At 70.6% G+C, this 24,106-nt stretch carries 21 protein-coding genes; 7 read left to right on the top strand and 14 right to left on the bottom strand.

The annotated features are described in order from the left end of the window. Nucleotides 1-77 precede the first annotated feature (77 nt). The 5 genes from lysS to thrH form a co-directional block, all read right to left on the bottom strand. Nucleotides 78-1,568, bottom strand: a complete 1,491-nt coding sequence (lysS, locus tag LMH63_RS09640; RefSeq protein WP_109677899.1) for a lysine--tRNA ligase — start codon at nucleotides 1,566-1,568, stop codon at nucleotides 78-80. 229 nt (nucleotides 1,569-1,797) lie between these two features. Beyond that, nucleotides 1,798-2,896, bottom strand: a protein-coding gene (gene prfB / locus LMH63_RS09635) for a peptide chain release factor 2 (RefSeq protein ID WP_109677897.1) whose coding sequence is annotated in 2 segments (ribosomal slippage) — nucleotides 1,798-2,820 and nucleotides 2,822-2,896 — 1,098 coding nt in all. Because the reading frame shifts where the segments join, the coding sequence is not laid out codon by codon here. Between the two features lie 198 nt (nucleotides 2,897-3,094). Beyond that, nucleotides 3,095-6,988 carry an ATP-dependent RNA helicase HrpA gene (hrpA, locus tag LMH63_RS09630; RefSeq protein ID WP_109677895.1) on the bottom strand — a complete coding sequence of 1,298 codons (3,894 nt, stop codon included), beginning with the start codon at nucleotides 6,986-6,988 and terminating at the stop codon, nucleotides 3,095-3,097. Nucleotides 6,989-6,994: 6 nt separating this feature from the next. Continuing rightward, nucleotides 6,995-7,582 (bottom strand): metallophosphoesterase family protein, encoded by a 588-nt coding sequence (locus tag LMH63_RS09625; RefSeq protein ID WP_109677893.1) that lies wholly within the window; start codon nucleotides 7,580-7,582, stop codon nucleotides 6,995-6,997. After that, a complete protein-coding gene (thrH, locus tag LMH63_RS09620; protein ID WP_109677891.1) occupies nucleotides 7,579-8,184 on the bottom strand; it encodes a bifunctional phosphoserine phosphatase/homoserine phosphotransferase ThrH in 606 nt (201 codons plus the stop codon). Before thrH ends, LMH63_RS09625 begins: the two co-directional genes overlap by 4 nt. Nucleotides 8,185-8,366: 182 nt before the next feature. Between thrH and LMH63_RS09615 the strand changes: the two genes are divergently transcribed. Together LMH63_RS09615 and LMH63_RS09610 are read left to right on the top strand one after the other, a co-directional pair. Further along, complete coding sequence (locus tag LMH63_RS09615) at nucleotides 8,367-9,071, top strand: Bax inhibitor-1/YccA family protein (RefSeq protein WP_109677889.1); 705 nt, start codon at nucleotides 8,367-8,369, stop codon at nucleotides 9,069-9,071. Nucleotides 9,072-9,492: 421 nt separating this feature from the next. Next, on the top strand, nucleotides 9,493-10,020 hold the full coding sequence (locus tag LMH63_RS09610; protein WP_158280338.1) for a cytochrome P460 family protein: 528 nt from the start codon (nucleotides 9,493-9,495) through the stop codon (nucleotides 10,018-10,020). On the opposite strand, the gene LMH63_RS09605 is transcribed toward LMH63_RS09610, so the two are convergent. Together LMH63_RS09605 and LMH63_RS09600 are read right to left on the bottom strand one after the other, a co-directional pair. Beyond that, the gene (locus tag LMH63_RS09605) at nucleotides 10,007-10,738 is read right to left on the bottom strand and encodes a TetR/AcrR family transcriptional regulator (protein ID WP_109677885.1); all 732 of its coding nucleotides are present in this window, start codon (nucleotides 10,736-10,738) and stop codon (nucleotides 10,007-10,009) included. The two genes, LMH63_RS09610 and LMH63_RS09605, sit on opposite strands and share 14 nt — an antisense overlap. 181 nt (nucleotides 10,739-10,919) lie before the next feature. Then, on the bottom strand, nucleotides 10,920-12,728 hold the full coding sequence (locus LMH63_RS09600) for an ABC transporter ATP-binding protein (protein WP_109677950.1): 1,809 nt from the start codon (nucleotides 12,726-12,728) through the stop codon (nucleotides 10,920-10,922). Nucleotides 12,729-12,946: 218 nt separating this feature from the next. On the opposite strand from LMH63_RS09600, the gene LMH63_RS09595 reads away from it, so the two are divergent. The 3 genes from LMH63_RS09595 to LMH63_RS09585 all read left to right on the top strand — a co-directional run bounded on the left by LMH63_RS09595 (nucleotide 12,947) and on the right by LMH63_RS09585 (nucleotide 15,204). Then, nucleotides 12,947-13,297 (top strand): Uma2 family endonuclease, encoded by a 351-nt coding sequence (locus LMH63_RS09595; RefSeq protein ID WP_109677883.1) that lies wholly within the window; start codon nucleotides 12,947-12,949, stop codon nucleotides 13,295-13,297. A 259-nt stretch (nucleotides 13,298-13,556) separates the two neighbouring features. Then, nucleotides 13,557-14,771: a chromate efflux transporter gene (chrA, locus tag LMH63_RS09590; RefSeq protein ID WP_109677881.1), complete on the top strand. Its 1,215-nt coding sequence runs from the start codon at nucleotides 13,557-13,559 to the stop codon at nucleotides 14,769-14,771. Nucleotides 14,772-14,901: 130 nt separating this feature from the next. Beyond that, the gene (locus LMH63_RS09585; RefSeq protein ID WP_109677878.1) at nucleotides 14,902-15,204 is read left to right on the top strand and encodes a hypothetical protein; all 303 of its coding nucleotides are present in this window, start codon (nucleotides 14,902-14,904) and stop codon (nucleotides 15,202-15,204) included. 27 nt (nucleotides 15,205-15,231) lie between these two features. Here LMH63_RS09585 and LMH63_RS09580 read toward each other — a convergent pair whose 3' ends face one another. Together LMH63_RS09580 and LMH63_RS09575 are read right to left on the bottom strand one after the other, a co-directional pair. After that, entirely contained in the window at nucleotides 15,232-16,017 is a 786-nt protein-coding gene (locus tag LMH63_RS09580) for a hypothetical protein (protein WP_158280337.1), read from the bottom strand. 124 nt (nucleotides 16,018-16,141) lie between these two features. Continuing rightward, nucleotides 16,142-17,269, bottom strand: coding sequence for a patatin-like phospholipase family protein (locus tag LMH63_RS09575; protein WP_158280336.1), 1,128 nt, complete (start codon nucleotides 17,267-17,269; stop codon nucleotides 16,142-16,144). Between the two features lie 375 nt (nucleotides 17,270-17,644). Here LMH63_RS09575 and LMH63_RS09570 point away from each other — a divergent pair, with 375 nt between their 5' ends. Next, nucleotides 17,645-17,848, top strand: a complete 204-nt coding sequence (locus tag LMH63_RS09570; RefSeq protein WP_146205192.1) for a hypothetical protein — start codon at nucleotides 17,645-17,647, stop codon at nucleotides 17,846-17,848. 44 nt (nucleotides 17,849-17,892) lie between these two features. Here LMH63_RS09570 and LMH63_RS09565 read toward each other — a convergent pair whose 3' ends face one another. The 5 genes from LMH63_RS09565 to bhcA form a co-directional block, all read right to left on the bottom strand. Further along, complete coding sequence (locus LMH63_RS09565; protein WP_109677872.1) at nucleotides 17,893-18,627, bottom strand: HAD family hydrolase; 735 nt, start codon at nucleotides 18,625-18,627, stop codon at nucleotides 17,893-17,895. Nucleotides 18,628-18,768: 141 nt separating this feature from the next. Next, on the bottom strand, nucleotides 18,769-19,734 hold the full coding sequence (bhcD, locus tag LMH63_RS09560) for an iminosuccinate reductase BhcD (RefSeq protein WP_109677870.1): 966 nt from the start codon (nucleotides 19,732-19,734) through the stop codon (nucleotides 18,769-18,771). A 14-nt stretch (nucleotides 19,735-19,748) separates the two neighbouring features. Further along, a complete protein-coding gene (bhcC, locus tag LMH63_RS09555; RefSeq protein ID WP_109677868.1) occupies nucleotides 19,749-20,912 on the bottom strand; it encodes a 3-hydroxy-D-aspartate aldolase BhcC in 1,164 nt (387 codons plus the stop codon). 14 nt (nucleotides 20,913-20,926) lie between these two features. After that, entirely contained in the window at nucleotides 20,927-21,877 is a 951-nt protein-coding gene (gene bhcB, locus LMH63_RS09550) for a beta-hydroxyaspartate dehydratase BhcB (RefSeq protein WP_109677866.1), read from the bottom strand. Beyond that, nucleotides 21,877-23,091 carry an L-aspartate--glyoxylate aminotransferase BhcA gene (bhcA, locus tag LMH63_RS09545; RefSeq protein WP_109677864.1) on the bottom strand — a complete coding sequence of 405 codons (1,215 nt, stop codon included), beginning with the start codon at nucleotides 23,089-23,091 and terminating at the stop codon, nucleotides 21,877-21,879. Before bhcA ends, bhcB begins: the two co-directional genes overlap by 1 nt. A 172-nt stretch (nucleotides 23,092-23,263) precedes the next feature. Between bhcA and bhcR the strand changes: the two genes are divergently transcribed. Next, nucleotides 23,264-24,091: an HTH-type transcriptional regulator BhcR gene (gene bhcR, locus LMH63_RS09540; RefSeq protein ID WP_109677862.1), complete on the top strand. Its 828-nt coding sequence runs from the start codon at nucleotides 23,264-23,266 to the stop codon at nucleotides 24,089-24,091. Nucleotides 24,092-24,106: the final 15 nt, after the last annotated feature.

Genomic DNA, 24,106 nt, shown 5'->3' with positions numbered 1-24,106 from the left:
TTATCTTCTTCTTGCTTTCCCCTTTGCGTCCTTGGCGTCTTCGCGGTCAGTCCCCTTCCCGGTTAGTTCCCTCCACGTTATTCACTCTGCGGCCGCATCGCCGGGAAGAGCAGGACGTCGCGGATGGAGGGGCTGTCGGTGAGGAGCATGACCAGGCGGTCGATGCCGATGCCCTCGCCCACGGTGGGGGGAAGGCCGTACTCCAGGGCGCGGATGAAGTCCGCGTCGTAATGCATGGCCTCGTCGTCGCCCGCGGCCTTCTCCTCTGCCTGGCGGCGGAAGCGCTCGGCCTGGTCCTCGGCATCGTTGAGCTCGGAAAAGCCGTTGGCGATCTCGCGGCCCCCGACGATGAGCTCGAAGCGCTCCGTGACCTCGGGGTCGTCGTCCTTCGGCCGGGCCAGCGGTGAGACCTCCTTCGGATAGTCGGTGACGAAGGTCGGCTCGCGCAGGCGATGCTCGGCGGTCTTCTCGAAGATCTCCAGCTGTAGCTTGCCGATCCCCCAGCCCGCCTTCGGCGCCAGCCCCAGGGCCTCGGCCCGGCTGGCCAGGGCCGCACGGTCATCCAGGCGCCCCTCGAGCTCGGGGTTTTCGGCGAGCAGCGCCTCCGCCACGGTGATCCGGCGGAACGGCCGCGAGAAGTCGAAGGTCTCGCCCTGGCAGGTCACCGTCTCGCTCCCCAGCACCTCGCGGGTGAGCCCCCGCAGCAGGACCTCGGTGAGGTCCATGGCGTCGCGGTAGTCCGCGTAGGCCTGGTAGAACTCGAGCATGGTGAACTCGGGGTTGTGCCGGGTAGAGACGCCCTCGTTGCGGAAGTTGCGGTTGATCTCGTAGACCTTCTCGAAGCCGCCCACCACCAGGCGCTTGAGATAGAGCTCCGGGGCGACGCGCAGGTAGAGGTCGGCGTCGAGCGCGTTGTGGTGGGTGACGAAGGGCCGGGCCGCCGCACCGCCGGGGATCGGCTGCATCATCGGCGTCTCCACCTCCAGGAACCCGCGCGCGTTGAAGGCCTCGCGGATGTAGCGCACGATCCGGCTGCGCAGCATGAAGACCCGGCGGCTGTCCTCGTTCATGATGAGGTCGAGGTAGCGCTGCCGATAGCGAGCCTCGGTGTCGGCGAGCCCGTGGTACTTCTCCGGCAGCGGCCGCAGGGACTTGGTGAGCAGTGCCAGGCGCTCGCAGCGCACCGAGAGCTCGCCGGTCTTCGTGCGCATGAGCACGCCCTCGGCGCCGACGATGTCGCCCACGTCCCAGCCCTTGAAGGCCTGATAGATGCCCTCCGGCAGATCGTCCCGCCGCAGGAACAGCTGGATGTCGCCGGACATGTCGCGGATGGCGGCGAAGCTCGCCTTGCCCATCACCCGCTTGGACATGAGCCGCCCGGCCACCTTCACGCGAACGCCATCGGCCTCCAGGCGCTCGTTGTCCGCCTCGGCATACTCGGCCTGGAGCTCCCCGGCGAGGGCGTCGCGCCGGAAGTCGTTCGGGAACGCCTGCCCGGTCTCCCGCCACTCCGCCAGCTTCCGCCGCCGCTCCGCAATCAGCCGATGCTCTTCCTGCTCTTCGGTCATTGTTCCCAAGTCCGTTGTCTTTCGGGATTAACCGCAAAGGCGCAAAGGGCGCGAAGCCACAGCGCACGCTGTTCGGATAAACACAACGACACAACGGGCACAACGATTCACAAAGTGGCGTTCTCCGTTGTTTAACGTGGTGTCCGTTGTGTCGTTGTGTTCTGCTGCCGACCCGCTAACGCCTTCGCGTCCTTTGGGCCTTTGCGGTTAATCCCTCCATTTCAGAACGTTACAGCCCCGCCTTGAGGCTCGCCTCGATGAAGGGGTCGAGGTGGCCGTCGAGGACGGACTGGGTGTTGCCGATCTCCACGCCGGTGCGCAGGTCCTTGATGCGGGACTGGTCCAGCACGTAATTGCGGATCTGGCTGCCCCAGCCGATATCCGACTTGGAGTCCTCCACCTGCTCCGCTTTCTCCCGCTGCTTCTGCAGCTCGAGCTCGTAGAGCTTGGCCCGGAGCTGCTTCATGGCCGTGTCGCGGTTGGCGTGCTGGGAGCGGCTGTTCTGGCACTGCACCACGATGCCCGTGGGCAGATGGGTGATGCGCACCGCCGACTCCGTGCGGTTGACGTGCTGGCCGCCGGCACCGCTGGCCCGGTAGACGTCCACCCGCAGGTCCGAGGGATCGATCTCGATCTCCACGTCCTCGTCGATCTCCGGGGAGACGAACACCGCCGCGAACGACGTGTGCCGGCGGTTGCCGGAGTCGAACGGCGACTTCCGGACCAGCCGGTGCACGCCGGTCTCGGTGCGCAGCCAGCCGAAGGCGTGGTCGCCCTCGACCTTGACGGTCGCGCTCTTGATGCCGGCCTGCTCGCCCTCGGAGAGCTCGATGATCTCGGTGCTGAAGCCCTTGCGCTCGAACCAGCGCAGGTACATGCGCAGCAGCATCTCCGCCCAGTCCTGGGCCTCGGTGCCACCGGAGCCAGCCTGGATGTCGACGAAGGCGTTCTTCTCGTCCATCTCGCCGGAGAACATGCGCCGGAACTCCAGCGCCGCCACCTCGCGCTCGTAGCGCTCGAGATCGTCGGCCACCGAGGCGAGGGTCTCCTCGTCCTCCTCCTCGCGGGCCATCTCCAGCAGCTCGCCGGCATCCTCCAGCCCGGAGCCGAGGCGCGTGAGCATCCCCACCACCTGATCCAGCGCCGAGCGCTCCTTGTTCAGCGCCTGCGCGCGCTCCGGCTCGTTCCAGACCTCCGGCTGCTCCAGCTCCCGGGTAACCTCTTCCAGCCGCTCCTGCTTGCCGGCGAGGTCAAAGATACCCCCTAAGGGACTCCACTCGTCCCTTGAGGTCTTCGAGCTGACTGACGAGGGCGTTGGTCTCGGGCACGGCGATGGCTCCCGTCTGCTGGGTTTGGAGGGCGCGTACTCTACTACAGGGACGGCCGCTTTGCGGCCGTCCCTGTAGTTCAAAGTGGCAAGTTCAAAGTTCAAAGTCCGCAACATCGCCGTTATGCAGGCATGGCGGCTCGGTAACGGTCTTTGAACGTTGAACTTTGAACCTTGAACTACGCGGCCAACGGCCGCGTCACCGGACGTCCTTCCACGCCGCGTCCAATCGCTTCTCCGACACCTTCTCCCTGGTCCCGAGCTCCTGGGCGAACAGCGAGATGCGGTATTCCTCCAGCAGCCAGCGCACGCGCTCCAGGGCGGGATCGTTGATGGCCTTGCGGCGCTGGCGCTCGCGGGCCTCGTTCAGGCGCTCCTGGTGGGGGCGGATCACGGCGAGACTGGCCTGGTCCCGTTGCGGGTCGCGGTCCAGGCGCTCGAGGCGGCGCTCCATGCCATTGAGGTAGCGGGGCAGCTCGACCAGACGCTCCGGCGGGGTGGCGAGCAGAAACCCGGGATAGATCAGGCCATCGAGCTGCTCCTGCAGGTCCCGGTAGCTGTCCACGAGTCCGAGGGGGATGCCCCCCTTCAGCCGCCGGCGCACGCTCTGCTGTCGCTGCAGGATCTCCTCCAGGCGCGCCTGCAGGCGCTCTGCGGCGGGCACGAGCTCAGGCCGGCCGCGCTCGCAGGCGCGCAGGAACGCGTCCCGATCCCGCGGCACCTCTTCTTCCGCCAGGAACACCTGGTCGAACACCGCGGCGACGAAATCCTCGCGCAGGCTGCGGCTGTCGCCGACGTCCCGGTAGAGCAGCGCCAGCCGGTCGAAGCCCGGCAGGCCCCGCCGCAGGTGCCGCGCCTGCTGGGCGAAGCGGGTCATGAGCAGGCGCCGCACCCCTTCCCGATGCGCCTCGGCAGCGCGCTCGGCACCGTCCAGCAGACGCAGGGCCACGCCGCCCTCCTCCGCCACCAGCGCCGGATAGCCGCGGAGCCGCACGCCTGCCTGGTCGAATTCGACGTGCTCCGGCAGCTCGCCCACGTCCCAGTCGGTGATGCCGGTGCGCTCGTAGGCGGCGCTCTCCCGGGTGCCGAAGCTCGCCTCGGCGCGCCCCTCGAGCTTGCGCTGCAGCGCCGGCAGATCCCGCCCCGCCGCGAGCTCCCGGCCGTCGCCATCCACCACCCGGAAGCGCATCCGCAGATGGTCCGGCAGGGCCAGCTCGTCCCAGATCCCGGGCGGGATGTCGACGCCGGTCATGCGCCGCAGCTCCCGGCGCACGCCCTCCTCCAGCGAGCCCTGGCGCTCCGGCAGCGCCTCCAGCACGGCGGTGGCGAAATCCGGCGCCGGCACGAAGTTCTTGCGGAGCTGCTTCGGCAGCGCCTTGATCAGGGTGATCACCTTCTCCGGCAGCAGCCCCGGCACCAGCCACTCGAACGGCTCCGGCGCGAGCGCGTTGAGCGCGGCCACCGGGATCACCACGGTCACGCCGTCCGCCGGATGCCCGGGCTCGAAGTGGTAGCTGAGCGGCAGGCGGACGCCGTTGACCTCGAGGTGGTCCGGATAGTCGTCGCGGGTGACTTCGCCGGCCTCCCGCGCCATCAGTGTCTCCACCGTCAGGCGCAGTGGCCGGTCGTCTCCACCCTGCTTGAGCCAGCGGGCCAGCGTCGGCCCGTCCACCACCTCCGGCGGCAGGCGCTCGTCGTAGAAGGCGGCGAGGCGCTCCGGGTCGAGCAGCACGTCGCGCCGGCGCGCCTTGGCCTCGAGGCGCTCCACCTCGGCGATCACTTCCAGATTGTGCCGCACGAAGGCGGGCGGCCGCGGCAGCGCCCCGGGCACGAGACCGTCGCGCAGGAATACCTTGCGGGCCTCGGCGGGAGCGATGCGGGCGTAGTTGACCTTGCGGCCCGAGACGATGGGCAGACCGTAGAGGGTGACGTCCTCGCGGCCGGCCACGCGGCCCTGTTTCGGCTCCCACCAGGGGTCGCGGTAATGGTGGGCGACAAGGTGGCCGGCCAGCGGCTCGATCCACTCCGGCCGCACCTCGCCCACCGTGCGCGCGAACACCCGGCTCGTCTCCACCAGCTCCGCGGCGACGATCCACTTCGGCTTGCGCTTCGCGAGCCCCGAGCCGGGATGAATGGCGAGCCGCAGGCCCCGCGGGCCGGTGTAGTCGCCATGCTCGTTGCGCAGGGCGATATTGGAGAGCAGCCCGGTGAGCAGCGCCCGGTGCAGGGGCATGGGCTCGGCGGCGCGCTCGTTCTCGCGCAGGCCCATGCCCTTCACCAGCTCCCGCAGCTGGCGGTGGACGTCCCGCCACTCGCGCATGCGCACGTGGGAGAGAAAGTGCTCGTGGCACCAGGCCAGCAGCTTGCGCCGGCCGAGCGCACGGGCCTGGCGCTGGAAGTCTGCCCAGAGCCTGAGCAGCGCCGCGAAATCCGAGCGCTCGTCGCGCCACTCGCCGTGGGCCTCGTCGGCCGCCCCGCGGGCATCCATGGGACGCTCCCGCGGGTCCTGGATGGACAGGGCCGCCGCAATCACCAGCACCTCGGCGAGCGCGCCCTCCGCCTCGCCGGCCAGCAGCATGCGGGCGATGCGCGGGTCCACCGGCAGACGGGCGAGGCGTCGGCCGGTATCGGTGAGGCGGTTCTCCGCGTCCACCGCGCCGAGCTCGTGCAGCAGCTTCAGGCCGTCGCGCACGAAGCGCGGATCCGGCGGCTCGACGAAGGGGAAGGCCTCGATCTCGCCGAGGCCGAGGTGCTTCATCTGCAGAATGACCGATGCGAGATTGGTGCGCAGGATCTCCGGATCGGTGAAGCGCGGCCGTGCCTGGTAGTCCTCCTCGCTGTAGAGGCGGATGCACACGCCCGGGGCCTCGCGCCCGCAGCGCCCGGCGCGCTGGTCCGCGCTGGCCTGGGCGATGGGCTCCACCGGCAGGCGCTGCACCTTGGTGCGATAGCTGTAGCGGCTGATGCGGGCGAGCCCGGTATCCACCACATAGCGGATACCGGGCACCGTGAGCGAGGTCTCGGCGACATTGGTGGCGAGCACGATGCGCCGCCGGCCGTGGGGCGCGAACACCCGCTGCTGCTCGGCCGTCGAGAGGCGGCCGTAGAGCGGCAGCACCTCGGTGTGCGGCGGGTGGTGCTTGCGCAGCGCCTCGGCGGACTCGCGGATCTCCCGCTCGCCGGGCAGGAACACCAGGACATCCCCTGGCCCCTCGCGGGCGAGCTCGTCGACGGCGTCGACGATGCCCTGCTGCAGGGTGCGGTCGCGCTCGTCCTCGTCCTCGGCGGCCAGTGGCCGGTAGCGCACCTCCACCGGATAGGTGCGCCCGGAGACCTCCAGGATGGGGGCGCCGTCGAAGTGCTCGGAGAAGCGCTCGGGATCGATGGTCGCCGAGGTGATGACGACCTTGAGGTCCGGCCGCCGCGGCAGGAGGCGCTTCAGGTAGCCGAGCAGGAAGTCGATATTGAGGCTGCGCTCGTGGGCCTCGTCGATGATGATGGTGTCGTAGTCGGCCAGGTCCGGGTCGCCCTGGGTCTCGGCGAGCAGCATGCCGTCGGTGACGAGCTTGACCCGGGTGTCCGGGCCCGTGTGGTCGCCAAAGCGAACCTTGTGCCCGACCCCGGCCCCGGCCTCGGCACCGCACTCCTCGGCCACGCGCGCAGCGAGGCTGCGCGCCGCGATGCGTCTGGGCTGGGTGTGGGCGATCATCCCGTCCAGTCCCCGCCCCATGTCGAGCAGAATCTTCGGCAGCTGAGTGCTCTTGCCGGAACCGGTTTCGCCGCAGATCACCACCACCTGGTGGCGCTGGATGGCCTCTGCGATGTCCTCGCGGCGCTCCAGAACGGGCAGATCGAGATCGAAGTTCGGCCGCAGGGTGACCGCGAGGCGGGCGTCCCGGCGGGCGCGGACCCGCTCCAGGTCCGCGGCCAGACGGCGTGCACCGCGATCGTAGGGCTGGCCGCGGGAGGCGCGGCGCTTCAGGCCGCGCAGACGCCGCCGGAACGATTCGCGCCATGGCCCGGGGCAGTCCTCCAGCGCCCGCGCAAGCGAGCGCAGGTCATCGGGATCGGCCTCGGAGCGCGTCACCGCCATCAGCGCCTACTCGTTCTCCGTGTCTCCGCCGTCGGGACCGTCCGCCTGGCGCCGGCGCCGCGTGCGGTAGCGGCGTGGCTCGAAGACAATCGGCTCCACGCGCCAGCCGTCAGCCGCGCAGTCGAGGATGAGGCAGCCGGGGCCGCCGTGCGTCCGCGTCCGACCGGCGGCCCCGGGATTGAGCAGCCAGGGCTCCTCGTCACGGTCCACCAGCTGGCGATGGCTGTGGCCGTAGACCACGGCCCGCGCCTCGGGAAAGCGGCGGCGGTAGCGCTGATGCCGCTCCGCCAGGCTGCCGCCGTCATCGCCATGAACCAGCACCAGATCCCCGCCCGGCAGCGCGAGGCGCGCCTCCCGGGGCAGGGTCTCGAGCAGATGATGCTCGCACTCGGCCCAGCGGTCCGGCGTGTCGTTGTTGCCGCGGATGGCCACTACCTCGTCCCGCGGCTGCAGGGCGAGCAGGACGTCCGCCCCGCCCACGTCACCGGCGTGGACCGCCACGTCACACTCGGCGACGCGGTCCGCGATGCGCGGGTCGAGGAACCCGTGGGTATCGGCCAGCACCGCCACGCGCAGCGGCCCCTGTCCGGTCATTCGCCGAAGCCGCGGCCGATGGCCGCCTCCAGCGCCGGATAGTCGGTGGTCACGGGATAGTCGGGAAAGGCCTCGACCACATTCTGCGGCGGCCGAAAGAAAACCCCGGCATCAGCCTCGGCCAGCATGCCGGTATCGTTGTAGGAATCCCCCGCGGCGACGGTGCGGAAGTTGAGGCCGCGGAAGGCACGCACGGCATGCCGCTTGTGATCGGCCAGGCGCAGGCGGTAGCCGCGGATGGTGCCATCATCCGCCACGTCCAGGGTATGGCAGAACAGCGTCGGCCGGTTGAGCTGGCGCATCAGGGGGCGAGCAAACTCGTAGAAGGTGTCGGACAGGATGACCACCTCATAGCGCTCCCGCAGGCCGTCCAGGAACCGGCGAGCCCCGGCCATGGGCTCGAGCCGTGCGATGACCCGCTCGATATCCGGCAGGCCGAGCCGATGCCGTCGCAGCTCGCTGAGCCGCATGGTCATCAGCTCGTCGTAATCGGGGATGTCCCGGGTGGTCGCGTGCAGGGCGTCGATGCCCGTGAGCTCGGCGAACTCGATCCAGATCTCGGGCACGAGGACGCCTTCCAGGTCGAGACAGACGATGTTCACGCGCAACCACCCGGCAGGGAAAAACGGCGCAGACGGTAAGCCTTTTCCCGGGGGGCTGCAAGGCGGCGGCGCGGGAACGCAAACCGCGCGGCGAGGTCTACTCGATCGACGTGGACACCAGCCTGGCCGGATGGCACATTGACCGGCAATTCAGAACTCTAGTCCCTTGGAGGGAGCGAACGATGGCCGACAATTTCCGTGTTGTACAGTCTGAGCGGGCCGCCAGCGCACGTACCGGCACCGGCGCGCGCGAGTCGGTACTCTCGACCAACAAGGTCCTGCGCAACACCTACGCACTGCTGGCGATGACGCTGATCTTCAGCGGCGTCACCGCTGGCGTGGCGATGGCCACCAACGCGCCGCCGCTGCACTGGATTCTGGTGCTGGGCGGCTATTTCGGGCTGCTCTTCCTGACCTCTGCCCTGCGCAACAGCGTCTGGGGCCTGCCGAGCGTGTTCGCCCTGACCGGCTTCATGGGCTACACGCTGGGGCCGTTGCTGAACATGTACATCGGCGCGTTCAGCAACGGTGCAGAGCTCGTGATGATGGCCCTCGGGGGCACCGGCGTGATGTTCATCGGGCTCTCGGCCTACGCCCTGACTACCCAGAAGGACTTCAGCTTCCTGCGCGGCTTCCTGTTCGCCGGCATCCTGGTGGCCTTCGTCGGCGCCCTGGTGGCGGTGATCTTCTCCATTCCGGCGCTGTCGATGGCCATGAGCGCCGCCTTCATCGTGCTGATGAGCGCGCTGATCCTCTACCAGACCAGCGAGATCATCCACGGCGGCGAGACCAACTACATCATGGCGACGATCACGCTGTACGTGTCGATCTACAACCTCTTCACCAGCCTGCTGCACCTTCTCGGCGTCTTCGCCGGCGAGGAGTAGCCGGCACGGGCGGGGACGCGCTAGCCCCGCCCGGCGTCCTTCCGGCCGCCGCACGCACCCGTCTGGTGCGTGCGGCTGACCCGGATCGCGGGCACTGCCGCCCACCCCTCGCCATCGGGCCCACCGCAGCCTGCCGATAACGCTCCGAAGCGCTTACGGCTCCGCGTGCCACCCCACACCCGGATTCCCGTTCAAGCCGTTGGGTCCCGGACGCGCGGATTTCCCTCTCCGACGCGCGGCCTCCGATATCCCCCCACCATGTGTACCTGCCTTGCCGCACCGCCCGTCGCTCGGGCCTAAGTTGTCAATTGACAACTTAATTCGGTCATCCTATAGGACCAGCACGGGCCACGGCCATCGCGCCGCCCCTAGCACCGTCCCAGGGAGACCTCCTGCCATGTTCCGGATACGCAGACACACCTTGGGTGCCACAGTTTCGATCACCGTGCTCGCCGTCGCGGCGGCGGTGGCGCTGGGCGGGCCGGAGCGCGTCGCCTACCCCGAGAACTACGCGGCCACCTTCGTGCGCTACATGACGGTGGACAAGCCCGAACGGGAACCGCCCATCGTCCGCTTCCTCTATGTCGCCCCGGACGCGCTGGCCATGGCGAGGCCCGGCGCACCGCTGCCCGATGGCACGGTCGTGGTCATGGAGGATCATCTCGCACGGCTCGGCGACGACGGCCAACCGCTCACCGACGCCAACGGCCGCTTTCTGCCGGGCACGGAGGTCACGAATGTCTTCGTCCAGGAGAAGCGTGCCGGCTGGGGCGAAATCTATCCGCCCGAGAAGCGCAACGGCGACTGGGAGTACGCGTGGTTCCGACCGGACGGCGCACGCCGCAGCGATCGCAGCATGGACGCCTGCTTCGAGTGCCACAGATCCGTCGCGGACCAGGACTACACCTTCACCACCGCCCCCTTCGTGGAACGCGTCAAGGGCGAGTGATCGCGTCCGGTGCGCGGAGCACCGGCATGCGCAGGATCTGTGGCGATTCCGGCGAGTGCAGGCTCTGCAGCACCTGGGGCGCGCCGCCGAGAAAGGTGCGCACCTGCAGCAACACGTGCTCCGCGCAGTCGTCAGGTAGCGGCGTCCCATAGATGTGCTTGCGAATGGCGAGGAAGACGATCCCGCCGTGCAGCACCATGGCAAGCTCCCGCTCGCCGTTAAGCAGCGGCTCGCGCGCGAGTTCCGGCAGACCGGCATCCTGCCGGAGCGCGTCCACTACCGGACGCAGGATCCGCTCGTCGAGAGCGCGGGTGTAGCGCTCGGGAAATGCCTGCCCGTCCAGCGCACCGCGCATGAACAGCCGCATGGACACGGCGGTACGGCTGGCCAGGAACGACTCGTAGAAGCGGGTAAGGCGGTTCTCCAGGGGTTCCTTGTGCTCACCGAGACGCTCGCTCCACTCGGGGCGCCAGCGGTCCACGAAGACCGCCTCGAACACCGCCTCCACCAGCGCCTCCTTCGAGGGGAAGTAGCGGTAGAGCAGAGCCTGCGTCACGCCCATGCCTCGGGCGAGCTCCCGGGTGGAGAGTCCGAATCCCTGCGCGGCGAAACGCTCCGCCGCGGCCTCCACGATGAGCGCACGCCGCCTTTCCCCGGGCAGGCGGCGCCGCTGGCCGGCCGGGTCACGCTCCTGGACGCTGCGCTGGGTATCACTCACCGGCTGCCTGCCTCGAAGCCGCGGTTATCGTGACTCGCGCCATCTGGCGCCTGCCCCATGCTCTCACACTCGTGGGCAGCGGGCCTGCCAAGGGGGCTTCAACGCCGCCCGCACCCGGCCCAAGGCACCGTCAACGCTGAAGTTCGCGTGTAGCGTCGCACACGGCCACGCCGTGCATGGCCTACCTGGCAGCGCTATGGGCCTCCATCTCCGCGGCGCCCCCGGTCTGCACCCGCCACTGGGCGGCATAGAGACCGTTCCGGGCCAGCAGCGACGCGTGGTCCCCGCGCTCGGCAATCCGCCCCGCCTCCAGCACCACAATCTCGTCCGCACCCACGATGGTGGAGAGACGATGGGCAATCACGATCACGGTACGGTCATGGGAGAGATGGGCCAGCGAGCGCTGAATGGCTGCTTCGGTCTCGTTGTCCACCGCGCTGGTCGCCTCATCCAGCACGAGGATGGGCGGGTCCTTGAGCAGCGCACGGGCGAGCGAGAGCCGCTGGCGCTGGCCACCGGAGAGGCGCACGCCGCGCTCGCCGACGGCGGTGTCCAGTCCGTGGGGTAGGCGCTCGATGAACTCCCACGCCTCGGCCTGGCGGGCTGCGCGCTCGATGTCGGCGTCGTCGGCATCCGGGCGGCCGTAGGCGATGTTGTCCCGAATGCTGCCCTCGAACAGGAACACGTCCTGGCTGACCAGGCCGATGGCGCCACGCAGCGAGTCGAGGGTCAGCGTCTCCACCGGCACGCCGTCGATGAGGATGCGCCCCGCATCCGGAACCTGGAAGCGGAGCAGCAACTTGACCAGGGTCGACTTGCCGGAGCCCGTGGCACCCACCAGCGCCAGGGTGCGCCCCGCGGGGAGATGCAGGCTAACGCCTGCCACCCCGGCGCCACTCTCCGGGTAGCGGAACGTGACGGTCTCGAAGCTCACCTCGCCCCGCACCGGCTCGGGCAGGCGGCGATCGCCGCCGGCGGCCGCCCCCACCGGTATCGCCATCAGATCGAGGATGCGCCGCGTGCTCGCCATCGCCCGCTCGAACAGGTCGATGGTCTGGGCGAGCCCGGTCAACGGCCAGAGCAGGCGCTGGGTGAGGAACACCAGCACCCCGTACGCCCCGACGTTGAGCTGCCCGTTCAGCACCTGGAAGCCACCCACGGTGAAGGTGAGCAGGAACCCGGAGAGGATGGCCATGCGGATTACCGGGATGAACGCCGAGCTCACCGCGATGGCCTGCCGGTTGGCTGCCACGTAGGCCTCGCTCTCGGCGCGCAGGCGCTCGGCCTCGCGGCCCTCGGCGGTGAAGCTCTTGATGGTGGCCATGCCCCCGATGTTGTTGGCGAGCCGGTTGGCGAGCGCGCCGACCTGGGCGCGCACGGCGTTGTAGCGCGGCGCCGCCCGGCGCTGGAAAAAGAACGCACCCCAGACGATCAGGGGCACCGGCGTGAAGGCCAGCAGCGCGATCAGCGGCGAGAGCAGGAAGAACACCCCGCCCACGGCGAGCACCGTGACCAGAACCTGCACCAGATCGTTGGCGCCACCGTCGAGAAAACGCTCGAGCTGGTTGACGTCGTCGTTGAGCACGGCCACCAGATCGCCGGTGCTGCGACGCTCGAAGAAGGCCATCTCCTGGCGCTGCAGATGCTCGTAGGCGTCCTGGCGCAGGTCCGCCTGCAGGCGCTGGGCGAGGTTGCGCCAGAGCAGCATGTAGGCGTACTCGAACAGCGACTCCCCGGCCCAGATGAAGAAGGTGAGCACGGCGAGCGCGGCGATCTGCTGGCCCGGCTCGGTGAGCCCGAGGGAGGCGACGAAGCTGTCCTCGCGGTTCACCACCACGTCGATGGCAATGCCGATGAGGATCTCCGGGGCAATGTCGAAGAGCTTGTTGACGGTCGAGCAGGCCACCGCCGCGGCGATCCGCCGCCGGTAGCCGCGGGCGTAGCGCAGCAGCCGCAGCAACGCCTGCCAGCTGCTCTGAGCGTTATCCATGGAAGCCTGCACCGTGAACTCCTGCCCCGGCATTTACTCGGGCCGCAGAGCATACCGGCTTGCGCGATGCGCGCCCATGCGCTCGCCGATCAGGTGACATCTCCGCGGTCTGTCGGGACGGCTGCACGGCACGCCCGGGCGCCGGCGGGACCGCGCGCGGCGCCGACGGCCGGAACCCGCCGCCGGCGCCGGACGTGCGAGCACCATCCGGCGCGGTCATGCTGGTCATCTCAAGCCGCCAGGGAGGCCAGCCGGACCTGGCACTGCTTCACCCGCGCCCGGACTTCTACCGCGCTTCCCATCCCCAGCCGGGAGAAGTTTTTCTGGTCATCGAGGTCGCCGGCAGTTCGCTGACATATGACTGCGACGCAAAGCTTCCCCTCCATGCCCGCTTTGGCATCCCGGAGGCGTGGCTGGTGGACCCCGAGCAGCGCCGGCTGGAGCGATACGCCGAGCCCGCAGCGGCTGGGTACCTGACCCAGGAGGCCGTCCACGATCTGGCCAACGTGCCCCTTCCGACGCCAGCCGGTAGTCCGCTGGACCTGCGGTCGCTCTTCCCGCCAGTCTGAACGCAGCCCGCTGCCATCAGGCGTAGCGGCCGCGGTGGGGCTGTCGCGGCCGGGAAACGTCCTGCGACTGAGGCGCCCGCCTGTCGGCAACCATGAACACGGCCGGCCCCGCCGGCGCCCACGGCGCGGCGGGCATGAACGCCCCCGGGGAGCGCTTCTCCGCGCACGCCCCTGATCGCTTGCCGTCGCGACAGGACCGCGCCATCGTCAGTTGCTACCCTCGGCCGCTCCGGCTGGCGCTGGATATGGGGGCTATGCGGTGAGCGGTGACCAGAGGGCGCGTCATGACGATGCCGGCACCCCGGGCGAGGTGTTCCGCGCCTTTCTCAAGCTCGGGCTGACGTCCTTCGGCGGCCCCATCGCGCATCTGGGGTATTTCCGCGACGAGCTCGTGCAGCGCCGGCGCTGGGTGTCGGAGACGAGCTATGCCGACCTGGTCGCCCTCTGCCAGTTCCTGCCCGGGCCGGCGAGCAGCCAGGTGGGCTTCGCGCTCGGGCTGCTGCGCGCGGGGCTGCCCGGGGCGCTGCTCGCCTGGGCGGCCTTCACCCTGCCCTCGGCGCTGCTGCTCTTCGCGTTCGCCCTCGGCGCGGATGCCTTCGGCGGGCCGCTGGGGCAGAGCGTCATCCACGGGCTCAAGCTTGTCGCCGTAGCCGTGGTGGCGCACGCCGTCTGGGGCATGGCGCGCAGCCTCTGCCCGGACCGGGAGCGGGCCGGCATTGCCGTGGCGGCGGTGCTGATCGTCGTGTTCCTGCCCGGCGCGTTCGCGCAGATCGCCGCCATCCTGGCCGGCGCGCTGGCGGGCCGCTGGCTGTGCCGGGACGTCGCGGCCACCGACGGCAGCCATCTCGGCGTCGCGCTCTCGCCACGCGCGGGCTCGGCCCTGCTCGCCGTCTTCGCGGCGCTGCTGCTCGGACTGCCCCTGCTGCTGCTCGCCTGGCCCACGCCGCTGCTCGCGCTGTTCGAGATCTTCTACCGGGCCGGGGCCCTGGTCTTCGGCGGCGGGCACGTGGTGCTGCCGCTGCTGGAGTCGCGGGTGGTGGCCACCGGCCTGGTCGGTGCGGACGCGTTCCTCGCCGGCTATGGCGCCGCCCAGGCCATTCCCGGGCCGCTGTTCACCTTCTCCGCCTACCTCGGCGCCGTGATGAGCCCGACCGGGGGTTCCCTGCTCGGCGCGGCGCTGGCCCTCGGTGGCATCTTTCTGCCGGGCATGCTGCTGCTCCTCGGCGTGCTGCCGTTCTGGGACCGGCTGCGCGCGCTGCAGCCCGCACGGGCGGTGATGGCCGGCACCAACGCCGCGGTGGTGGGCATCCTCGGCGCCGCGCTCTACCAGCCGGTCTGGACCAGTGCGGTGCGCGGGCCCGAGGACTTCGCCCTGGCGCTCACGGCCTTCGCGCTGCTTGCGGTGTGGCGCCTGCCGCCCTGGCTGATCGTCGCTCTGACCGTGGCGGGCGCGGTGCTGGTGGACCTGATCTGAGGGGGATGACCCCTGCCCACCGATTCACGGCGGCGGGCGCGGATTGCGGCGACTGCGGATAGCCAGTCGCGCGCCAGGCGCTACGCTGTCGCATGGCCAGCGCATACCCTGGATCGAGGGGAGGCAGGTGGTGAGGCGCATTCTGCTGCACGAGAGCCATGCCGCCGAGATCACGCTCATGCTGCTCGCCATGGGCCCGGCGATGATCTCGCTCGCTGCCAGCATGGCCACCGGCGACGGTGAGTGGTTCCAGCGCTCCGGTTCGCTGATGGTACTGTTCTCGGCGGCGGTGGAGTACCGGCGGCGCCATCTGCGGGAGACCGGCCGTACGGACGGCAGCTGGCTGTTCTGGCGACAGATCCCCTACGTCTGCTACTCGGCCATCCTGCTCGGCACGCTGATCTGGGGCTACGGGGACCTGCTCTTCGCGTGATGCCCGGGCCCGGCGGCGCCGGGCGCCTCAGCGGCCGGTCTGCACCTCCACCACCGGCACCCGGGCAATACGGGTCTCCTCGCCGATGCGCAGCGAGAGCCGCAGGGACTCCGCCGACTCCGCCTCGTTCCGCCCCGGGAAGAACAGAAAGCCATAGGCGAGCTCGCCGTCCTCGATGAGCCGGTCCGCGAGGGACTGCTCGCGCAGGTCTTCCTGGATGTCGCGCCCGATGCCCGCATAGGCGGAGGCGCCCCCGGCGATGCCGCCGATCGCGGCCCCGGCGGCGGCGCCGCGCGCGGCGCCCTCGCCCGCGCTCTCGCCGGTGACGATGCCGATCGCCGCCCCGGCCACGGCGCCGGCCAGGCCCGTCAGCAGGGAGCTGCGCGCCCCCTGCTGGATGCTCTCGCCCGCGGCCACGCTCTCCCGGACGCGCTCGGCCGCCCGCCGGGACTCGAGAACCGGCCAGGCGTTGCCCTCCCGGTCGGCGAGCAGGGTGCGCTCTCCCTCCACGGAGATATCCGCCCCACTGCGGTTGTCGACCACGAACTGCACCGGCAGCAGACCGGCGCCGCGGATATCGAACCCGAAGGCCTCCTCGGCGGCCTGGGGGTCGACAAAGGCCCGGGCACTGACCAGCGCCCCGCCGATGTCCACCGCGCCGGCCTCCTCGGTGGGCATGCGCACCGGCGCAACACGGTCGTCATAGGTGGCGCAGCCGGCGAGCAGCAACAGCGCCAGCAACAGGCCCACCATGACCCCGTATCGACCCGGGGCCCTGCAGTCGGCGTTCGAAACGCCGTCGATGCGGATCATTTCACCGATACCCTCTTGCCGCTCCCAGGCAGGCCCACCCGAACCACGAACGTCGAGCGCAGCCCGACCGCTCTGCCTTCGACCCCGGCGTGGCCGGCGGGTTTCGCAAGCGACCACACGAAAACTACACGGCTTTCTGGTTGTCCACCTCGTAGAGCACCACGCCTTCATGCTCGGGCATGGGCGCCTCCCAGGGACGGTCGGCCAGCATCAGCTCGGCGTCGAGACGCCCGCAGCGGCGGTGATCGGCCAGGGTCTGGGGCAGGAAGGTGAAATCCTTGGCCCAGGAGCGGTAGGCCTGGCCGCGGTAGATCAGATGGACGAGGCACATGCGCGTGGTGCAGCCGAGGCGCGCCAGCGCGGCGAGCGCCGGGTCCTCCCGGCGCTCCGGGGGTAGCGCGCGGTAGAGCTCGCCGACGGCGCGTCGCAGGGCATGCAGCTGCTGGTGATGGGCCACCTGTGCGCGCGAGCGGCTGGCGTAGATGATGTCCTTGCGCCGGTCCTCGAGCTGGTCGAGATCCTCGGGCGTGCGCCCGGCGGGATCGAACAGGTCCACCAGGAAGCAGAGCGTGTCCCGCCGCGGGTCGGCGTCCAGGATGGCGTCGAGGGGCGTGTTGGACATCAGCCCCCCGTCCCAGTAGCTGTAGCCGTCGATCTCGACGGCCGGGAAGGCCGGCGGCAGGGCGCCGCTCGCCATTACGTGGCGCAGGTCGAGGCGCCGCTCGCGGTTGTCGAAGTAGACCTGCCGGCCCGTTTCCACCTCCACGGCGCCGAGGCTCAGACGGATCGGGCCGTCGTTCAGGCGGTCGAAGTCGATCAGGTCAGTGAGCGTCGCCTCGAGCCCCGCCAGGTCATAGTGCCCCACCTCGCCGGCCAGCAGCGGGCTCCACCAGGCCCCGCCGGGGCGGGGCGTGAAGAAGCCCGGCTGGCCGAAGAGCATGGTGCCCATGGCGCTCGCCAGGTTCACCGGCTTGCGCCACGGATGCTCCGGTGGCGGGGCCGGCAGCGGTTGGGGCCACGTAATGCGGTCCCAGAACGCCTCCAGCGCCTCGACCCGATGCTCGGGCGGATTGCCGGCGAGGATCGCCGCCTGGATGGCGCCGATGCTGGTGCCGGCGAGCCAGTCGAACTCGAAGCCAGCCTCGGCGAGCCGCTCGAAGACGCCCTGGTGAAAGGCACCGAGCGCACCCCCGCCCTGCAGCACCAGCGCCGTGCGCTCGAACCTCTCCGGTGTCCCTGCTGTGCCTGCCATGGTCTCTCCCGGGTTCATCGCGGCGCGGGTCCCGCCGCCATCCATGGGCGAAAGGGCACTCACCGTGCCGCTACGTTCCTGGTGAGCCTCGCCACTCCGAGTTGGACGCTCCGGAGGCGCTCCTGCCTGCACGGCGAGCCAGCCTTCACGATACGCCGTCATCCCCGCTTGCGCATGCTGGCAGCGCCAGCGGATTCCCCCGCATTAGTTGATGCCCGTACGCGGAGACACCTAACCCGCGTATCCCACCGAGTCGCGGCTGCGGGCGCGGATCGGTGAGACACGCGGGTTAAGGGCAAGTACCGATTGGCGTCCCGGGCGCGGCGCGGGATGCTCGGAGTCAGGCAATGACCGCGGACGCGGCAGGAGAACGCCATGAGGATGCGAGCCGAGGACACACGCGACTGGCCGGGCGCGCGCCGAGCCCCGGAGCCGGCACGGGAGCTGATCTCGCGGGCGTGGCGCGCGCAGGACGACGAGGAGATGGCCTGGGCCGAGCTGGAGGACCGGGTGAATGCCGCCCGCCTGCTGCAGGACGAGACGCAGCCCCGGCAGCCGTGGTGGCGGGGCTGTCGTTGAGCTCGCCCGCCCCGCGACCGGCCGCGCCGCCAATTGTGCCGGCCTCAGCGGGGTGGAGACACCGGCGCAGGCGCCCGCTTCGACGGCGACCAGGGCGCCATCAGCGAGTCGAGCCACGCCTGGGGCAGGGTCAGCGCATCGGGCAGCTGCTCGGGGCGCTCGGCCAGCACCGTCGGCTCGCCGCCGCGGATGGCCCGCAGCGGTGCCCTGCCCCAGGCCGCGGCAATACCCATCACGCCGCGGCGGCGCGCCTGCACCAGCTCCGCCGGCATGTCCGTGAGCCAGGCCACGCGGTGGCTCTCGCTGCTCTCGCGGATGAGCTGGATGACCAGCTTCTGCCGGCACTCGGGGCAGCAGCCGCGCTCCGGGCAGACGACGCTGTCGAAGACGTCGTCCAGGCCCTGGTCCACGGCCTGTCGCCAGGCGGTGTCCATGTCGTGGGCGCTCACCAGCACGATCTCGGCCTCCGCCTCGTGACGCAGGCGCCGCAGCGCCTCGGCGATACCCGGGTAGGCCGGCAGGCCGCGCCAGGACTGGCTGCGGTAGTAGTGCTGCAGATGCCCGAGAAACGCGGCCCGGCATTGCCCGTCGTGGCCCACCAGGGTCGCCAGGGTGGTGCCGAGCGGGACGCTGGCCACCCAGTCGAGATCCTGCCCCAGCGGCGCCGGCCGGCCCACCCGCAGCAGGGCCCGGCGCAGCGCCGCCACCACCGCCGGTAGCGGATCGAAGACCACGCCTTCGACGTCCATCAGCAGACGCCAGGGTCGGGACTCGGTCATGGGGCCTCCTGCGAGTTTGCCTCGCAGGAAGTTAGTGCAAATACGAATCCCTCGCAAGCGCAAATCGATGACTGGCGCTGTTGGCCGGCCAGGCCCCGATGCCCGGCGCCCACGGCGCCCCGAGCGGAAGGCAAACGCGGGCTACAGGGCAACCTCCCGGGCCATGCCCTGCGCCTCGGCACGACGCAGCGCGAGCGCCGCCACGGCGAGATCCTGCAGCCCGACCCCGGTACCGTCGAACAGCGTCAGCTCCGCACCCTCTCCCCGGCCGCGATGGCGCCCGCGGATCACCTCGCCGATGGGGGTGATCGCCGCGGTCTCGAGCCGGCCGGCGGCGACCGCATGCTGGCACTCGCCGAGGGCCGCGGCCTGCTCCGGCTCGTCGGTAAAGCACGCCGCCCGCGCCACCAGCGCCGGATCCAGCTCCTGCTTGCCACGGGTATCCGTGCCCATGGCCGCGATATGCGTCGGGCCCTGGACGTGCTCCGCCCGCAGCAGCGGCTCGAAGCTGGAGGTGATGGTGATGATCACGTTGGCGTCGCGGCCAAGGCGCTCCAGACCGGCGGACTCGAAGGGCAGGCCGCCCTCCGCGGCCACCGCCGCCAGGCCCTCCAGGCGCTCCGGGTGGCGGTTCCAGCCGAGCACCCGGCGAAAGGGCCGCTCGCGCAGGGCGGCGCGCAGCTGGAAGGCCGCCTGGTGGCCGGCCCCGACGATGCCGAGCACCGCGGCGTCCGGCGGTGCCAGGTGGCGGATGGAGACCGCCGCGGCCGCCGCGGTGCGCAGCGCCGTCAGCCGGTTGCCCGCCACCAGCGCCCGGCACTGGCCTGTGTCGGGGTCGAACAGACACACCGTGGACTGGTGGTTGGTGAGGTCGCGGGCCGCGTTCCCGGGCCAGTAGCCGCCCGCCTTCACACCCAGCACCCCGCCCTCGCGGTCGAAGCCGGACTTGAAGCCGTACAGGGCATCGGCATGGCCGAGGGCCTCGCGCACCACGGGGAAGTTGCGCGCCGTGCCGTCCGCCATGCCGGCGAACACGGCCTCCACCGCCGCCAGCGCGTCGTCCGGGCCCACCAGCTCCGCCACCGCGGCCTCGGAAACGATCAGCATGGCCCGCTCCCGCCTCAGTAGGCCTTGCCGCGGGCCGATACCGGCCAGACACACTCCACCCGGTCGCCGCGCACGCCGACGTACCAGTCGTGGACGTTACAGGTCGGGTCGCAGTGGCCGGGCACCAGGCGCAGCTTCTCGTTGATCCGCAGCACGCCCTGCGGGTCGGCGATGACGCCGTGCTCGTCGGAGCACTTCACGTACTCCACGTCGTCCCGGCCGTAGATCACCGGCAGGCCGCTGTCCACGGACTGGGCCTTCAGCCCGGCGTCGCAGATGGCCTTGTCCGGCTTGGCGTGGGACATCACCGAGGTGAGGATGAACAGCGCGTTCTCCCACTCCGCCTCGTCGATGCGCCGGCCCTCGCGGTCGCGGATGCGGCCGTAGTCGGCATCCATGAACGCGTAGGAGCCGCACTGCAGCTCGTTGTAGACACCCGAGGTGGCCTCGAAATAGTAGGAGCCTGTGCCCCCGCCGCCGACGATGTCGCAGTCCAGGCCCTCGGCGCGCAGGGCATCCACCGCCTCGCGCACCTGGGCGACGGCGGCGTCGATCTTGGCCTTGCGCTCCTCCCAGGACTCCAGATGCTGCATGGCGCCCTGATAGGCCTGCAGGCCGGCGAAGCGCAGGCCCTCGGCGGCGTCGATGGCGCGGGCGATGGCCACCACCTCGGGCGTGGTGGTCACGCCGCAGCGCCCCGCGCCGCAGTCGATCTCCACCAGGCACTCGATGGTGGTGCCGTGGCGCACGGCGGCGGCGGAGAGCTCGTCCACGTTGGCGGCGTCGTCCACGCAGCAGATCGTGCGCGCCCCGAGCTCCGGCAGGCGCGCCAGGCGGTCGATCTTCGCCGGGTCGCGCACCTGGTTGCTCACGAGGACGTCCCTGATGCCGCCGCGGGCGAACACCTCCGCCTCGCTCACCTTCTGGCAGCACACCCCCACGGCCCCGCCGAGGCGCTGCTGCAGGTGGGCGACGTCCACGGACTTGTGCATCTTGCCGTGCAGACGATGGCGCACGCCCATCTCGCGGGCGTATTCGCCCATCTTGCGGATGTTGCGCTCCAGCGCATCCAGATCGAGGATCAGACACGGCGTCTGGATGTCGGCTGCGTCCATGCCCGGGCGGGCCGGCACGTCGTAGCCCACCTCGAGCTCGTTGAGGTTCACGGGTGCGTTCATGGCTTGGCGCTCCTCTACTGTGTCCAGGGCAGCCGGTCGAGGTCGACGTTGCCGCCGGTGATGATCACGCCGACCCGCTTGCCGGCGAAGACCTCCGGGTGCTTGAGGATCACCGCCAGGGGCACCGCGCAGGAGGGCTCGATGACGATCTTCATGCGCGCCCAGGTGAGGCGCATGGCGTCGATGATCTCCTGCTCGGAGGCGGTGAGGATGTCGGTGACGTGGCGGCTGACGAAGTGCCAGGTGAGCTCCTTGAGCGGCACCTTGAGCCCGTCGGCCACGGTCTGCGGCGCATCGTCGGCGATGATGTGGCCGGCGTGCAGGCTGCGCGCCGCATCGTCCGCCTGCTCCGGCTCGGCGGCGTAGATCGCCACCTCCGGCGCGGTGGCAGCGAGATTCAGGCAGGTGCCCGAGATCATGCCGCCGCCGCCGATGGGCGCGATAACGATGTCGAGGCCCTCGGTCTGGCTCATGAGCTCGCGGGAGCAGGTGGCCTGGCCGGCGATCACCCGCGGGTCGTTGTAGGGGTGGACGAAGTCGGCCCCGGTCTCGGCCTGGACCTCGGCGAACATTGCCTCCCGGGCGCTGGTGGAGGGCTCGCACTCGCGGATGATCCCGCCATAGGCGCGCACGGCGTCCTTCTTCGCCTGCGGGGCGGTGTGCGGCATCACCACGTGGCAGGGGATGCCCCGGCGCCCGGCGGCGTAGCTGAGGCTGAGCGCATGGTTGCCGGAGCTGTGGGTCGCCACGCCCTTCTCGAGCAGGTGATCCGGCAGCGAGAACACGGCGTTGGTCGCCCCGCGCACCTTGAAGGCCCCCGCCTTCTGGAAGTTCTCGCACTTGAAGAAGAGCCTCGCCCCGCTGCGCTGGTCGAGCCAGGACGAGGTCAGCACCGGCGTGCGGTGGATGTGCGGCGCGATCCGCTCGTGGGCGGCGATCACGTCGTCGATGGTCGGGATCTCCATCAGCGGACCTCCATGGCAGCAACCGCTTCCGCGGGCTCCGGCGTGCCCCTGGCCCGGACCTGGTAGGCGTGCTGGGCGGCGGCCACACCGCTGCCGAGCACCACCGGATAGCCCAGGTCGCGCATGGCCATCTCGGCGGTGGCGATGCCGGCGAGGGCCATCGCCTCGGTGAGATGGCCGAGGTGGCCGATGCGGAACACCCGCTCCGCCACCGCCCCCAGACCGATACCGTAGCTCACGCCGTAGGCCTCGCTCGCATGGTTGACCAGGGCCCGGGCGTCGAAATCCCGCGGCACCACGATGGCGGTCACCGTATCCGAGTAGAGCGCCGGGCGGCGCGCGCAGAGCTCAAGTCCCCAGGCCGCGACGGCCCGCCGCACGCCATTCGCAATGTGGCGGTGACGGGCGTGCACCTGCTCCAGCCCCTCGGCGAGCAGCATGTGCACGCTCTCCCGCAGCCCGTCCAGCAGCGGCACGGCAGGCGTGTACGGGTAGCTGCCGTCCCGGCCCGCCGCCAGCATGCTGCGCAGATCGAAGTAGCAGCGCGGCAGCCGTGCCGTCTCCATCGCCGCCCGGGCGCGCGGGCTCACGGCGACGATGGCGAGCCCGGTGCTCAGCATGAAGCCCTTCTGCGAGCCGGCGACGGCAACGTCCACCCCCCAGGCGTCCATGTGGAAGGGCAGCGCGCCGATGGAGCTGACGCCGTCGACGAACAGCAGCGCCGGGTGGTCGGCCGCGTCCAGCGCCGCGCGCACGGCGCCGATGTCGCTGGTCACGCCCGTCGCCGTCTCGTTGTGCACGGCGAGCACGGCGCGAATGCGCCGCTCACGGTCGGCGGCCAGCGCCTCCCGGAAGGCCTCCGCCGGCACGCCCTCGCCCCAGGGCGCGTCGATCACCTGGACCTCCAGACCCAGGCGCTCGCAGAGATCGATCCAGCGCTGGGAGAACATGCCGTGGCGGGCGGCGAGCACCCGGTCTCCTGGCGAGAGGGTGTTGGTGATCGCCGTCTCCCAGCCGCCGGTGCCGCTCGCCGTGAACACGGCCACCTCCCCCGCCTCGGTGCCGAACACCGGCTTGATGTCCGCCAGCAGCTGCACAAGGCTGCGCGCGAAGGCCGGCGAGCGGTGATCCCGGCTCGGCCCGCTCATGGCCTGACGCAGGCGCTCGGGGATGTTCGTCGGCCCCGGCAGAAACACCGGATTCTGGTCGTGCATGCCCTCTCCTCCTGATCGCTGCTATCCTCAGGATACCGGCGCAGAAAACTTTTCCAATTTTTTCGGTAAAGTTTTTCGTCTCGGGCCGGAAAGCCCGCGGACGCTGTCCTGGCGGGCGTTCCGGTTATTTCGCACAGCGACCACTTTGCGGCGATGAAAAATTCGACGGACCATGAGTGAAGACCAGCACCCGCGCCGCAAGCGCGGCCGTCCTCGCAGCGAGGCGCCGGAGCGCCAGAGCGGCACCGTGCAGGCCCTCGATCGTGGCCTGCGGCTGCTGCGCCTGCTCGCGGAGGAACACGAGGCCACCCTCACGGAGATCGCCGTCGATCTCGACATGGCGCCGAGCAGCGCCTACCGGCTGCTCATCACCCTGCAGCAGCGCGGCATGGTCACCTTCCAGGAGGACAGCCAGACCTGGGCCATCGGCGTGGAGAGCTTCCGCATCGGCAGCGCCTTCCTGCGCCGGACCAACACCGTGGAGGCCGCGCGGCCGGTCATGCGCGCGCTGGTGGAGGCCACCGGCGAGACCTCCAACCTCGGTATCGAGGACCGGGGCGAGGTGGTGTTCGTCTCCCAGGTGGAGACCCACCAGCCCATCCGCGCCTTCTTCCGCCCGGGCACCCGCGGCCATATGCACGCCTCGGGCATCGGCAAGGCCCTGCTCGCCGAGCGCAGCACGGCAAGCCTGCGCGCCATCGCCGCCGAGCGGGGCCTGTCGCGCTTTACGGACACCACGCTAACCACTCTCGCCGCGCTCGAGGCCGATCTCCAGCACACACGCCAGCGCGGCTGGGCGCTGGACAACGAGGAGAGCACCACGGGCATGCGCTGCCTCGCCGCGGCCATTTTCAACGAGTACGGCGAGGCCGTTGCCGGCATCTCCATCTCGGGCCTCGCCGCGCGCCTCCCCGACGCTGCCCTGCCCGACATCGGCGAGCGGGTGCGCTCCGCCGCGCGTGAGGTTACCGAGGCCATCGGCGGCCGCCCCCCTCGCTAAGGCATCCGATTCACG

Origin of the sequence: Spiribacter halobius, assembly GCF_020883455.1 — a bacterium.
Taxonomy (GTDB): Bacteria; Pseudomonadota; Gammaproteobacteria; order Nitrococcales; family Nitrococcaceae; genus Sediminicurvatus; species Sediminicurvatus halobius.
The sequence above is the reverse complement of the archived record's forward strand: the minus strand, read 5'-3'. Positions and strand labels throughout refer to the sequence as shown.

Bases quoted from the DNA above. Each gene is read 5' to 3' on its own strand.
- lysS (WP_109677899.1), bottom strand. From the start codon at position 1,568: ATGACCGAAGAGCAGGAAGAGCATCGGCTGATTGCGGAGCGGCGGCGG.
- hrpA (WP_109677895.1), bottom strand. From the start codon at position 6,988: ATGGCGGTGACGCGCTCCGAGGCCGATCCCGATGACCTGCGCTCGCTT.
- LMH63_RS09625 (WP_109677893.1), bottom strand. From the start codon at position 7,582: ATGACCGGACAGGGGCCGCTGCGCGTGGCGGTGCTGGCCGATACCCAC.
- LMH63_RS09615 (WP_109677889.1), top strand. From the start codon at position 8,367: ATGGCCGACAATTTCCGTGTTGTACAGTCTGAGCGGGCCGCCAGCGCA.
- LMH63_RS09600 (WP_109677950.1), bottom strand. From the start codon at position 12,728: ATGGATAACGCTCAGAGCAGCTGGCAGGCGTTGCTGCGGCTGCTGCGC.
- LMH63_RS09595 (WP_109677883.1), top strand. From the start codon at position 12,947: ATGCTGGTCATCTCAAGCCGCCAGGGAGGCCAGCCGGACCTGGCACTG.
- LMH63_RS09580 (WP_158280337.1), bottom strand. From the start codon at position 16,017: ATGATCCGCATCGACGGCGTTTCGAACGCCGACTGCAGGGCCCCGGGT.
- LMH63_RS09575 (WP_158280336.1), bottom strand. From the start codon at position 17,269: ATGGCAGGCACAGCAGGGACACCGGAGAGGTTCGAGCGCACGGCGCTG.
- LMH63_RS09570 (WP_146205192.1), top strand. From the start codon at position 17,645: ATGAGGATGCGAGCCGAGGACACACGCGACTGGCCGGGCGCGCGCCGA.
- LMH63_RS09565 (WP_109677872.1), bottom strand. From the start codon at position 18,627: ATGACCGAGTCCCGACCCTGGCGTCTGCTGATGGACGTCGAAGGCGTG.
- bhcD (WP_109677870.1), bottom strand. From the start codon at position 19,734: ATGCTGATCGTTTCCGAGGCCGCGGTGGCGGAGCTGGTGGGCCCGGAC.
- bhcC (WP_109677868.1), bottom strand. From the start codon at position 20,912: ATGAACGCACCCGTGAACCTCAACGAGCTCGAGGTGGGCTACGACGTG.
- bhcB (WP_109677866.1), bottom strand. From the start codon at position 21,877: ATGGAGATCCCGACCATCGACGACGTGATCGCCGCCCACGAGCGGATC.
- bhcA (WP_109677864.1), bottom strand. From the start codon at position 23,091: ATGCACGACCAGAATCCGGTGTTTCTGCCGGGGCCGACGAACATCCCC.
- bhcR (WP_109677862.1), top strand. From the start codon at position 23,264: ATGAGTGAAGACCAGCACCCGCGCCGCAAGCGCGGCCGTCCTCGCAGC.